We start from the raw sequence: 11,394 nt of genomic DNA on the forward strand, positions 1-11,394 counted from the left end.
GCCGACATAACGCTTTATCCGGGCGTGAGAGTTTCGCCCCGGGTCGGGCTGCGCGATCGGCGGATGTCCTACCCGTCTCGGCACCGCAAGACAGGGAAGGCGCTCGGGGAATGATGACGCCGGACAGGACATATTCGGGCTTCAAGGTCCTCGGACTGGGCGACAATGTCGTCGACCGTTATCTGCATACGGGTAAGATGTATCCGGGGGGCAATGCGCTTAATTTTTCGGCCTATGCCAGGATGCTCGGCGCGGACGCGGCCTTTCTCGGGACGTTCGGCACGGATGCGGCCGCTCGGCACGTGCGCTCAACTCTCGAAGAACTGGCCATTCCAACGACGCTCTGCCGGATTTTCGAAGGCGAGAACGGCCATGCGGATGTGCGCGTCGTTGATGGAAACCGCGAATTCGTGTTTTCCAACAAGGGTGGTGTCGCGCGGGAAAATCCCTTCAAGCCAAGCCAAGCCGATCTCGACTATATCGCCGGTTTCCGCCTCGTCCACACGAGCTGCTACAGCCATCTCAATCCGCACCTGGCGGCATTGAGGAACGCAAGTGCTTTGTTCTCCTATGACTTTTCCTATCGCTGGCAGGTGGACGATCTGATCGGACCGGTAACGCCGCATCTTGATTTCGCAGCGCTTTCGGCCGGCGATGTGGGCCGCGAACGCGGTCTTGCAGCCCTGCGCGAAGCCGTTTCCAACGGCTGCGGCCTTGCCCTGGCGACCTTTGGACCGGAAGGCGCCACGGCCTATAACGGCGAAGACTTCGTTTCGGTCCTGCCGAAGCCCGCCAATGTCGTCGACACGCTCGGCGCCGGCGATGCGTTCATTACGGCGACGCTCCTTTCGCTGCTTGCAGCGGGCTGGACGCGTGGCACCCGGCCTTCCGCCGACACCATCGCGATCGCCATGGAAAAGGGCAGCCAGTTTGCAGCCGAAATCTGCGGGCTCGACGGCGCATTCGGCCATGCCGCTCAAATCACCCCCAACGAACAGGTCTGAGAGGAGCCTGGATGCTCGAAGTCAGAAACCTCTCGATCGCCTTCAAGACCGGTGCCGGGCTGAAATCCGCGGTGCGCAATATCGATTTCACGATCCGGCCGGGCGAAATCCTCGGGCTCGTCGGTGAAAGCGGCAGCGGCAAGACCATCACCTCGCTCGGCGTGATGGGGCTCCTGCCGCCGAACGCGGTGGTCACCGGCGGCGAGGTTCTGGTGGACGGCATCGACATCCTGAAGCTGCCGACGGCGGACCTGCGCAAGCTGCGCGGGCGCCATATCGCCATGATCTTCCAGGATCCGATGGCGTCGCTTGATCCGATCTTTCCCTGCGGCGACCAGATCGTCGAGGCGATCCTTCTGCATGAGCCCATCGGCCGCGCGAATGCACGCAGGAAGGCTCGCGCACTGCTGGAAAAGGTCCTGATCCCCGATCCCGACCGCGCCATGCGTTCCTATCCGCACGAACTGTCCGGCGGCCAGTGCCAGCGCATCATGATCGCGATGGCAGTCGCTTGCCGGCCGCGCATCATCATCGCCGACGAGCCGACCACCGCGCTCGACGTCACGGTGCAGAAGCAGGTGCTCGAACTGCTCCGCGAATTGAACGACGAAGTTGGTGCCGCGATCCTGCTGATTACCCACGATCTCGGCGTCATCTATGAGGTCGCCGACCGGGTCGTGGTCATGTATGCCGGCGACAAGATGGAGGACGGGACGACCGCCGATCTCTTCGCCGCTCCGCAGAGCGATTACTCCAGGGCCCTCATCGATTCCATGCCGTCACTTGGCCGCGGTGCCGAACGGCTGCCCGTGATCGAGCGCGATCCGTCGGGCAGGGTAAGCAGCGTCCGGCCGGAACCGCGTCCCCGCCCCGCATCCGCGGGGCCGATGCCGGCGGAAGGAGATCATCGGCCGCTTCTCGAAATCCGCGACCTCTGCAAATCCTACTGGGTCAAGCCTGCGCCTCTCGCCATGCCGGTCGAGATGCGTGTCGTCGATCACGTCAGCCTGTCGGTCGCGCCGCGCACGACGCTTGGCCTCGTCGGCGAATCCGGTTGCGGCAAGAGCACGCTCTCACGCGCAGTCATCCGTCTCTACAAGCCCGATTCCGGCCAGATCCTGTTCAAGGGCAAGGATATTGCCGGGCTTTCCGACAAGGAGATGCGGCCTTTCCGGCGCGAGATCGCCATGGTCTTCCAGAACCCTTACGGTTCGCTCAACCCGCGCCAGACGGTCGCCCAGCTCGTCGAGGCGCCGATGGTGATCTTCGCCGATGGCGATGCGGCGGGCCGTCAAGGGCGGGTCCGCTCGCTGCTCGAAGCCGTGGGCCTGCCCGCCACGGCGGCCCAGAAATATCCGCATGAATTCTCGGGCGGGCAGCGGCAGAGAATTGCCATCGCGCGTGCGCTCGCCCTCAATCCTTCGCTCGTGATCTGCGACGAAGCGGTCTCCGCCCTCGACGTCTCGGTCCAGGCCCAGGTGCTGAACCTGCTCAAGGACCTGCAGGCGGAGTTCGACCTGACCTACCTCTTTATCTCTCATGATCTCTCCGTGGTCGAACATGTCAGCGACACGGTCGCGGTCATGCAGAAGGGCAGGATCGTCGAATACGGACCCGCAGCCGAGATTTTCGGCAATCCCAAGGAGCCCTATACCCGCATGTTGCTGGATGCCGTGCCGACCATCGGTTCGATGCGCAGCGAAAAGGAGGCCTCATGAACGCCTCGGTCGCTGGGGTTCTGCTCCTTGCCACGCGAAAGCTGCTCACGGCCTTCATCCAGCTTCTCGTCGTCGCCACGCTGATCTTCTCCGTCATGTACATCATGCCGGGCGATCCCGTGCTCCTGCTGCTCGGCGCCGACAGTAATCCGTCGCCGGAGGCAATCGCCTCGATGCGCAGCCAGCTCGGCCTCGACCAGCCGGTGCTCTCGCAATATTTCGTCTGGCTCTGGAACGCGCTGCATCTCGATTTCGGCAAGTCGCTGACCAACGGCTATCCGGTCGCCAATTACGTGATGCAGAACCTGCCGCGCACGCTCGAGCTCGCATTCGCGGCGATCATCATTGCGGCGCTCATCGGCGTTCCGCTCGGCATCGCCGCCGCACTCAAGCGGGGCAGCATGCGCGATACGGTGCTGACCTCGATCGCGACGATCGGCATATCGGTGCCGGTCTATATCATGGGCACGCTGCTGGTGCTGTTCTTCAGCCTGAAACTCGGCTGGCTTCCGGCAAGCGGCTATACGGACATCTCGCGTAACGTGTTCGAGCATTTCCGCAAGCTGGCCTTGCCGGCGCTCGCTCTCGGTCTGGGGCTGGCGGCCTCCATCGCTCGCATGACGCGCTCTTCGGTGCTGGAAATCCTCGGTCGCGATTTCGTTCGCGCACTGCGCGCCAAGGGCATGCCCGAACGGCGGATCATCTGGCAGCACGTGCTGCGCAATGCCGCGATCCCGATCGTCACGATCATCGGCCTGCAGCTCGGCAATCTCATGGGCGGCACGGTCCTCGTCGAGGCCATGTTCAACTGGCCGGGCCTCAGCACGCTTCTCGTCGGCGCGGTATCGGCGCGCAACTATCCTCTGGTCCAGGGAGCGATGCTGGCCATCGCTGCGGCGTTCATCCTCATAAACCTGGTGGTGGAGCTGCTCTACAGCCTGCTCGACCCGCGCATCCGGAGGAAACGCTCGTGATCCCCGAGGCAGTTCTCCGCGCGACCCGCAGCCAGCCATCCTTCCTTGCCAGCATCGTCCTGCTTGCCGCGGTCGTCTTCATTGGCGTCTTCGGCAGCTGGCTTGCCCCGCAGGACCCGTTCCTGCTCAATCCGCAGATGGTCAATCAGGGCAGTTCCGCTGCCCATTGGCTGGGCACCGACGAATTCGGTCGCGACCTGCTGAGCCGCCTGCTGATCGGGGTCCAGCCGACCTTGCTCGTGGCGATCGGCGCGACCGTGATCGCCGGGGTTTTCGGAACCATGATCGGCATCGCGGGCGCCTATGGCCGGCCGTTGATCGCATTCCTCATCATGCGCAGCGTGGACATCATGCTGAGTTTCCCGCCCATCCTCCTGGCACTCTTGGCGGTGGGGTTCTGGGAAAGCGGAATCTTCAGCCTCGCCGTCGTCATCGGAGTTCTTTACATCCCGCATTTCGCCCGTGTCGCACATGCAGCGACGCTGCAGGTGTCGCGCATGGAGTTCATGGAGGCCGAACATGCGATGGGCGCGTCAGTCCACCGCGTGGTTTTTGCCGCCATCCTGCCGAACATCCTGTCGCCGCTGGTGGTACAGGCGACATTGACGGTCGCAGCCGCGATTCTCCTGGAATCCGGCCTGAGCTTCCTCGGCCTCGGCATCGTGCCGCCGGAACCCTCCTGGGGCCAGATGATCGGAACCGCGCGCGGCTATCTCGGCCAGAACCCGATGTATGTGATCTGGCCGTCCCTTCTTCTCGCCCTGACGGTGCTCGCGATCAACGTGGTGGGCGACCGGCTGCGCGACATTCTCGATCCACGTCTCAGGGAGGAGTAACGGACATGGCAATTTCGCATCAACAAAGACAAGCAAAAAAGGGGTACAGCATGAAAAGGAAGATCTTCGGGCTCGTCTTGGCCCTGGCGTCTGGCGTCTTCGCCCAGCAGGCGTTTGCGGATGGCGGCACACTCTATTTCGGTATTTCCGGCGAGCCGTCGACGCTGGAAAGCACCATCAACGCAGGTACGCCGGCACGCACCATCCGGCTTGCGATCCATCGCGGCCTCTTCAACTACGGCGCCGACGGCAAGCTCTCGCTGGAGCTCGCCGAGAGCTACGACGTCACTCCGGATGCGCTCAACTACACCTTCAAGCTGCGCGACGCGAAGTTCCATGACGGTTCTCCGGTCACGTCGGCGGACGTCAAGGCTTCCATCGAGCGCATGACCGCCAAGGACAGCAAGGCGACTTATCGGAACGAACTCGGCGTCATCCAGTCGATCGAGACGCCTGATACCAGGACTGTGAAGCTGGTGCTTTCCAAGCCGTTCGTGCCGCTGGTGCACTACCTGGCGCTTCCGGAATCGGCGATCATCCCGGCCGCCTGGATCAAGGTGCACGGCACGGATCCAAACGCGGCGCCGGTCGGCGCCGGCCCCTTCAAGTTCGTCAACTGGGAGCGTGGCCGCGAGCTGACGGTCGAGAAGTTCGATGGCTACTACAAGAAGGGCAAGCCGCATCTCGATGACGTGCACTATGTCTTCTACGGCGACGAAAACACCCGGGTGAACGCGCTGAAATCCGGCGACGTCGATATCATCGACTACGTTCCGTGGAAGGATGCCGCCTCGATCGAGGGCAGCTCGGACCTGAAGCTGGCCAGCACCACCGGCCCGTTCATGATGCTGCAATTCAACACCAAGTTCGAGCCCTTTTCGAAGCCGGAAGTGCGGCAGGCGATTTCTTACGCAATTGACCGTGCGACCGTGATCAACACCGCCTTCAACGGCCGCGGGACGCCGCTGTTCGGCGTCGCGATCCCGGAAGGTTACATGGGGTATTCGAAGGACAAGGCGAACTTCTTCAAATATGACATCGCAAAGGCCAAGGAACTGCTCGCCAAGGCAGGTTACCCGAACGGTTTCGAAGCCCGGCTGCTCTCCACCTCGCAATATGGCTTCCACAACAACACCGCGGTCGCCGTCCAGGCCGAGCTTGCCAAGATCGGCATCAAGGCGAAGCTCGATCTTCCCGACTGGTCTGGCCGTATCGCCAAGAACAATGCCGGCGACTACGACTTCCTGGTCGCCGGCACGGCCGGGGACATCGCCGACCCCGACTGGCTCAGCAACTTCTTCTACGGCGGTCAGCAGCTGGTACGGCTCAATAACTCCGCCTATTTCAACGACACGGTGATCAACGACCTTCTGGACAAGGGACGCGTCACGCTCGACGCCGGCGAGCGCGAGAAGATCTACGGCCAGTTCGTCGACCGCGCCCTTGAACAGTCGCCGTTCGTCTATCTGATGTGGCGCGACCAGAGTTTCGGCCTCAGCAAGAAGGTCAAGGGCTTCACCAATATCCCGGGCTTCCTGACCTTCCAGTCGGGCATCACCGTCGAGAATGTCGAAGTGGAATGATTGGTCCATCCAACGGGTTTCCGGCCGATTTACTCAAAATCGGCCGGGGATGCCTGTGTCGATGCGTCCCCGCGGAAATGCCGAAGACGGGCCCCGCCTCCTCGCCGTTTGAGCGCGGCTCAGCCGCCAGGGCGTCCTCTTCGGCATCCTTCAAGGCACGGCCTTGGCGGAAGACTTTCGGGGGATGAGTGTCGGGGCCGACACACGGATTCGATCCTCCGCGGAAACCGCACCGTTCGTCAGCAGATCCAGGGCGTTCGACGCGATCTGCTCGAACGGGACGCGCAATGTCGTAAGCGGGGTCGGAAGATGGCTGACAATGGGGATGTCATTGTATCCGACGACCGAAACATCGTTGGGCACGGATATTCCCAGACGTGAGAGGCCGGAAAGAGCTCCGATCGCGGTATTGTCGTTGACGGCAAAGATCGCTGTTGGGCGATCTTCCAACCGCATCAGTTGCTCGGCCGCATCTGCGCCAGCGTCGATCCCGAAGGTCGACGGAATAATGCAATCCGGACAAACGGAGATCCCGGCCTCTTCCAGAGCCTGTGTGTAGCCTTCGACCCGCCCAAGCGAGCTTGAGGCATATGACGGGCCGGCGATCACGCCGATGCGGCGGTGACCGAGGTCCAGGAGGTGGCGCGTCGCCAGATATCCACCCAGCCGGTCATCGCCAACCGAAGAAAGGCTCCGCCCGTCCGTGCGCAGAGCCAGGACAAAAGGTACGCCCCGGACGACCAGCTCGTCCGGGAAATCGTCATCCTCACGCGCGGTCGAAAAGATCAATCCGTCAACGCCTCGTTTCAGAAGGGACTCGGCCGCAAGTCTGTCGGCCTTGGGTTTGTCATCTGTCGTCGCGACAATGGCGAAACGTCCGCTCTTGCTGCACGCTTTTGCCAGGGATTCATAGAGCATTGCCATGACGGTATCGGTCAGTCGGGGCACGATCACCCCGACGGTCATCGTACTGCCGCGCCTCAGGCTCGCGGCGGAGACATCCCGGACATAACCCATATCGTCCGCGATCTTCCGGACGCGGCGCGCCGTTTCGTTATCGGAGCGGGGAAGTCGCTCATCGAGGATGCGCGAGACCGTGGATTTCGATACGCCAGCAGCCGACGCGACGTCGAGGATGGTCACCCGCGTCTGGCGGTGTGCTTCTTCGGTCGTTGAATCCATTCGACTTTTTCCCTGTTCATGGCGTTCCGGCGATCAATGCCCCAAACATGCATCAAAAAAAACATTGACTCCAGTAAAATCGGAAACGATAGTGGGAACGTTCCCATTAACGATCCCATCGCTGATCGCGCACGCGGTGAGCGGCTATCAAGGAGGAGACAACCTTGCCTACAATGGATTTGAGAGGCCTGAGCCCGGCACCCGTCACCGCATTTACCCGCGACGGAGAGGTCGACTACGCGGCCAATACCCGCATCGCCAAATGGCTAGCAGGCATGGAAGGCGTGAAGAGCCTGGTCATTCTGGGCCACGCCGGCGAAGGCACATTCCTGACCGAGGAAGAACGCCTGAAGCTCATCCGCACCTATGTCGAAGCCGTCAATGGCGAGATTCCGATTATTGCCGGCATCACCGGCGAGGGCACGAAGGTCGCCGCTGAAGAGGCCAAGAAGTGCAAGGCTGCCGGCGCAACCGGCGCACTCGTCTATCCCAATCATGGATGGCTGCGTTTCGGCTTCCAGAAAGGCGCGCCGCAGGATCGCTACAAGGCGATCTGGCAGGAATCGGGCCTGGAATGCATCCTGTTCCAGTACCCGGATGCAACCAAAGCCTCCTACGATCTGGACACGCAGCTTGCGATCGCCACCCAGGATGGCGTCGTTGCCACCAAAAACGGCGTTCGTAACATGAAACGCTGGTATGTCGAGATTCCGGAACTCAAAAAGGCCAACCCGAACCTGCAGATCCTGAGCTGCCATGACGAATGGCTGCTGCCGACCATGTTCGATGTCGATGGCCTGCTTGTCGGCTATGGCAACATAGCACCGGAACTGCTGATCGACCTGATCAAGGCGGGAAAGGCGCAGAATTATCCGCAAGCCCGCCAGATCTTCGAGCGTCTCCTTCCGGTCACTCGCGCCGTCTATCATCGCGGTTCCCACATGGAGGGCACCGTCGCCCTGAAACTCGGCCTCGTTCATCGTGGTGTCCTCGACCACGCCACCATCCGCGAGCCGCTGAAGAACCTCGGCGAAAAGGCCGAAGCCGAAATCTTCGCAGCCTTTGACGCCGCAGGCATCGGCCGCGTCGAGAGGCTGATGGCAGCTGAATAATCGAGGGCGCCTCCGCTGTCAGGCGGGGGCGTTTTCAATGAGAAGGAGAAATGCGGCCTCATCGGGGAATAATGCACCGCAGGCGCATCGGCCGTTACGCCGGTGCCTGCCTCCGACGAGCGAGCCGTGGCTTTCGGGTTCACGGCCGCATCATTCCCAGGGATCCGGAGATTAGGACATCAACGCGTAGGTTCGACGCCAGGCCGGGAGGGTCGGGCAAAGGGAGGAAACATGAACATGGAACAACGGATGACCGCGCCGTCGCCGGTCGTCGATACCCAGGCTGAGATCAGCGCCCGCCTTGAAAGGCTGCCGGTGACCCGCGAGGTCTTCTGGGCCCGAAACATCGTCGGAGCCGCTACATTCTTCGACGGTTACACCGTCATCGCCATCGCCTATGCCATGCCGGTTCTTGTTCGCGAATGGGGTCTGACCCCGGCACAGACGGGGATGATCCTTTCGATGGGCTATCTCGGACAGTTGATCGGCGCCATCTGCTTCGGCTGGCTCGCCGAAAGGGTCGGCCGCCTCAAGGTGCTGCTGTTCACGATCCTGCTGTTCGTCAGCATGGACGTCGCATGCCTCTTCGCGGCCGGCGCCGGCATGATGATGGCGTTCCGCTTCATTCAAGGCATCGGAACAGGCGGCGAAGTTCCGGTCGCGAGTGCCTATATCAACGAACTGATCGGCTCGAAGGGGCGTGGCCGCTTCTTCCTGTTGTATGAGGTCATGTTCCTGCTCGGCCTCGTCGGAGCAGGCCTGATCGGCTATTTCATGGTCCCGCTCTACGGCTGGAAGGCGATGTTCGTCGTCGGCCTGGTTCCCGCGATCCTGATGGTCCCTCTGCGCTGGTTCCTTCATGAATCGCCCCGCTGGCTTGCCGCAAACGGCCGCTACGAGGCGGCCGACCGCATCGTTACCAGGCTCGAGAACAGCGCCCGTGCCGCAGGCAAGGAACTGCCGGCGCCGAAAGTCCTCGCCGTTCCCATCCGCCGCAGATCCGACTGGCGGGAGCTTTTCCAGGGCATTTACCTCAAGCGGACCTTGTCGATCTGGGCCATGTGGTTCAGCGCCTATATGGTGGCCAACGGCACGATCACCTGGCTTCCGACCCTCTATCGCCAGACGTTCAACCTGCCGCTTGAAACCAGCATATTTTACGGCTTCGTCACCTCGCTCGGCGGCGTGATCGCCGCGGTTATCTGCGCTCTGCTGATCGACAAGGTCGGCCGTAAGCGCTGGTACACGGGTGCCCTTCTGATCGCGCCGATCCCGCTTGTCATCCTCGCCTGGCTCGGTGCGACGTCGGCAATCCAGGTTCTGATCCTCGCCGGTCTTGCCTACGCGATCGTCCAAACCGTGACGTTCTCGCTCTATCTCTACTCAGCGGAGATCTATCCGACCCGCCTTCGGGCCGTCGGCACCGGTGCGGGCAGCGCCTGGCTGCGTCTCGGATCCTCTGCGGGCCCCATCGCCGTCGGTTGGGTGATGTCATCGATGGGCATCCAATATGTCTTCGGCGCCTTCGCAGTGATCCTTCTGGTCGGCGCCCTGGTGACGGTCCTCTTCGCGGTCGAGACCAAGGGTAAGGTCCTGGAGGAACTTTCCCCTTGATCTCCTGAAGCACACGTCTTGCGGCCTGACGGCATACCGTCAGGCCGTTTTCTGCAGGGTGCCTAACGGCAGCCGTCGTTGATATGCGCTGCTGCCTTGCACTGCGCTGTCAAACGGCGCGATCGGCCCCGCGAGATCGGAACAGGACTTCAGGCGGTGAATTGACAACTGTCAACTCTCGTCTGTCCGCCGCAGGTAGCCGCGCTTCACCTTGCTCCGCGCCAGGGCTGTGAACCGCCGTTCAGCCTCCTGCCGGGAGCCGAACAGCTCGATCAGGAATCGGCCCTTGGTGCCGATGCGGCCCCAGTTGCGGGTGAGTGCCGTGCCTTGGAAAAGATCCGGCTCGATGGCGAGCAGGTAGAAGCGTGCCATGTTGCGTTCAGGGTCGCGGCGGGTGAGAAGAAGCGGTTCGCTGGTCATGCCGAGAGAATCGCAAGTCCGGATTCCGCCGTCCAACGACATGATTGAATCGATCCGGGCTGATCGATTCACGGCGCTGATGGGTTCAGCGCAGCAGCGATTTCAGGAGCCGCGCGACGCCCTTCAGTGGTCCCAGATACCGTTCCGCCATTTCGGCGGCCGGAACACTCGCGGCCGGCGCGCCTATATTGATCGCGGCGACGACGCGGCCGCGATCGTTTTCCAGCGGTACCGCGATCGAGCAGAGGCCGAGCTCGAGCTCTTGGTCGATGACGGCAAAGCCCTGTTCCCGGACCTTGACGAGCTCCTCTATCAGCCGGGCGGGGTCGGTAAGGGTGCGCGGCGTGAAGGATTTGAGGTTCGTCTGCTTCAGGAGCGCACGGGTTTCTTCCTCGGGCAGCGCTGCGAGCAGGACGCGACCCATCGAAGCACAATAGGCGGGCAGGCGGCTTCCCGGCATCAGGTTGATCGACATGACCCGCTTCTGGGAGGCACGGGCGATATAAACGACTTCGGTGCCGTCGAGCACGCTTGCCGACGCGCTCTGGTGGACTTCTTCGGCGAGCTTGTCGAGGAACGGCTGGACGATATGGGGAAGGGGCGTGGCCGAGAGATAGGCATGGCCGAGCCTCAAGATCTTGGGCGTCAGCACGAAGAATTTTCCGTCGTAATCGGCATAGCCAAGTTCGGCCAGTGTCAGCAGGCAGCGGCGGGCAGTGGCGCGGTCGAGGCCGGTGGCTTTCGCCACGTCCGCGATCGCCAGCCGCGGCGTCGTCTCACCGAATGCCTCGATGACCTTCAAGCCGCGTGCGAAACCGCTGACGAAATCCGTTTCCTGCATATTTCCTCCGTAGCGGTCCATTTGTGCGATATATGAACAAAAGTCAATTATCGCACAATCTTCTTGCTGTCCATCCCACCCTGATCTATCTCTGATCGCTGGAGGCGGCG

At 62.1% G+C, this 11,394-nt stretch carries 10 protein-coding genes; 7 read left to right on the forward strand and 3 right to left on the reverse strand.

What is annotated here, in order from left to right; genetic code table 11:
- Positions 1-110: 110 nt before the first annotated feature.
- Genes J2X76_RS14565 through J2X76_RS14585 form a run of 5 tightly spaced genes read left to right on the forward strand, consistent with a single transcriptional unit; the run spans position 111 to position 6,115 of the window.
- Positions 111-1,004, forward strand: coding sequence for a fructoselysine 6-kinase (locus J2X76_RS14565; protein WP_310217340.1), 894 nt, complete (start codon positions 111-113; stop codon positions 1,002-1,004).
- A gap of 11 nt (positions 1,005-1,015) precedes the next feature.
- Positions 1,016-2,722, forward strand: a complete 1,707-nt coding sequence (locus J2X76_RS14570; RefSeq protein ID WP_310217342.1) for an ABC transporter ATP-binding protein — start codon at positions 1,016-1,018, stop codon at positions 2,720-2,722.
- A complete protein-coding gene (locus tag J2X76_RS14575; RefSeq protein WP_310217344.1) occupies positions 2,719-3,696 on the forward strand; it encodes an ABC transporter permease in 978 nt (325 codons plus the stop codon). Before J2X76_RS14570 ends, J2X76_RS14575 begins: the two co-directional genes overlap by 4 nt.
- Positions 3,693-4,532 (forward strand): ABC transporter permease, encoded by an 840-nt coding sequence (locus tag J2X76_RS14580; RefSeq protein WP_310217347.1) that lies wholly within the window; start codon positions 3,693-3,695, stop codon positions 4,530-4,532. Before J2X76_RS14575 ends, J2X76_RS14580 begins: the two co-directional genes overlap by 4 nt.
- Positions 4,533-4,582: 50 nt before the next feature.
- Positions 4,583-6,115, forward strand: a complete 1,533-nt coding sequence (locus tag J2X76_RS14585) for an ABC transporter substrate-binding protein (protein ID WP_310217349.1) — start codon at positions 4,583-4,585, stop codon at positions 6,113-6,115.
- Positions 6,116-6,265: 150 nt separating this feature from the next.
- Here J2X76_RS14585 and J2X76_RS14590 read toward each other — a convergent pair whose 3' ends face one another.
- Positions 6,266-7,297: a LacI family DNA-binding transcriptional regulator gene (locus J2X76_RS14590; RefSeq protein ID WP_310217350.1), complete on the reverse strand. Its 1,032-nt coding sequence runs from the start codon at positions 7,295-7,297 to the stop codon at positions 6,266-6,268.
- A gap of 164 nt (positions 7,298-7,461) precedes the next feature.
- Here J2X76_RS14590 and J2X76_RS14595 point away from each other — a divergent pair, with 164 nt between their 5' ends.
- Both J2X76_RS14595 and J2X76_RS14600 read left to right on the forward strand, forming a co-directional pair.
- Positions 7,462-8,409 (forward strand): dihydrodipicolinate synthase family protein, encoded by a 948-nt coding sequence (locus tag J2X76_RS14595; protein ID WP_310217352.1) that lies wholly within the window; start codon positions 7,462-7,464, stop codon positions 8,407-8,409.
- 231 nt (positions 8,410-8,640) lie between these two features.
- Positions 8,641-10,023 carry an MFS transporter gene (locus J2X76_RS14600; protein ID WP_310217354.1) on the forward strand — a complete coding sequence of 461 codons (1,383 nt, stop codon included), beginning with the start codon at positions 8,641-8,643 and terminating at the stop codon, positions 10,021-10,023.
- A 171-nt stretch (positions 10,024-10,194) separates the two neighbouring features.
- On the opposite strand, the gene J2X76_RS14605 is transcribed toward J2X76_RS14600, so the two are convergent.
- Positions 10,195-10,443, reverse strand: a complete 249-nt coding sequence (locus J2X76_RS14605) for a WGR domain-containing protein (RefSeq protein ID WP_310217356.1) — start codon at positions 10,441-10,443, stop codon at positions 10,195-10,197.
- Positions 10,444-10,528: 85 nt separating this feature from the next.
- Complete coding sequence (locus J2X76_RS14610) at positions 10,529-11,284, reverse strand: IclR family transcriptional regulator (protein WP_310217358.1); 756 nt, start codon at positions 11,282-11,284, stop codon at positions 10,529-10,531.
- Between the last annotated feature and the right edge of the window lie 110 nt (positions 11,285-11,394).

The organism is Neorhizobium sp. 2083 (assembly GCF_031455615.1).
In the GTDB taxonomy this organism is placed as follows: domain Bacteria; phylum Pseudomonadota; class Alphaproteobacteria; order Rhizobiales; family Rhizobiaceae; genus Neorhizobium.

Bases quoted from the DNA above. Each gene is read 5' to 3' on its own strand.
- J2X76_RS14585 (WP_310217349.1), top strand. From the start codon at position 4,583: ATGAAAAGGAAGATCTTCGGGCTCGTCTTGGCCCTGGCGTCTGGCGTC.
- J2X76_RS14570 (WP_310217342.1), top strand. From the start codon at position 1,016: ATGCTCGAAGTCAGAAACCTCTCGATCGCCTTCAAGACCGGTGCCGGG.
- J2X76_RS14590 (WP_310217350.1), bottom strand. From the start codon at position 7,297: ATGGATTCAACGACCGAAGAAGCACACCGCCAGACGCGGGTGACCATC.
- J2X76_RS14565 (WP_310217340.1), top strand. From the start codon at position 111: ATGATGACGCCGGACAGGACATATTCGGGCTTCAAGGTCCTCGGACTG.
- J2X76_RS14575 (WP_310217344.1), top strand. From the start codon at position 2,719: ATGAACGCCTCGGTCGCTGGGGTTCTGCTCCTTGCCACGCGAAAGCTG.
- J2X76_RS14605 (WP_310217356.1), bottom strand. From the start codon at position 10,443: ATGACCAGCGAACCGCTTCTTCTCACCCGCCGCGACCCTGAACGCAAC.
- J2X76_RS14600 (WP_310217354.1), top strand. From the start codon at position 8,641: ATGAACATGGAACAACGGATGACCGCGCCGTCGCCGGTCGTCGATACC.
- J2X76_RS14610 (WP_310217358.1), bottom strand. From the start codon at position 11,284: ATGCAGGAAACGGATTTCGTCAGCGGTTTCGCACGCGGCTTGAAGGTC.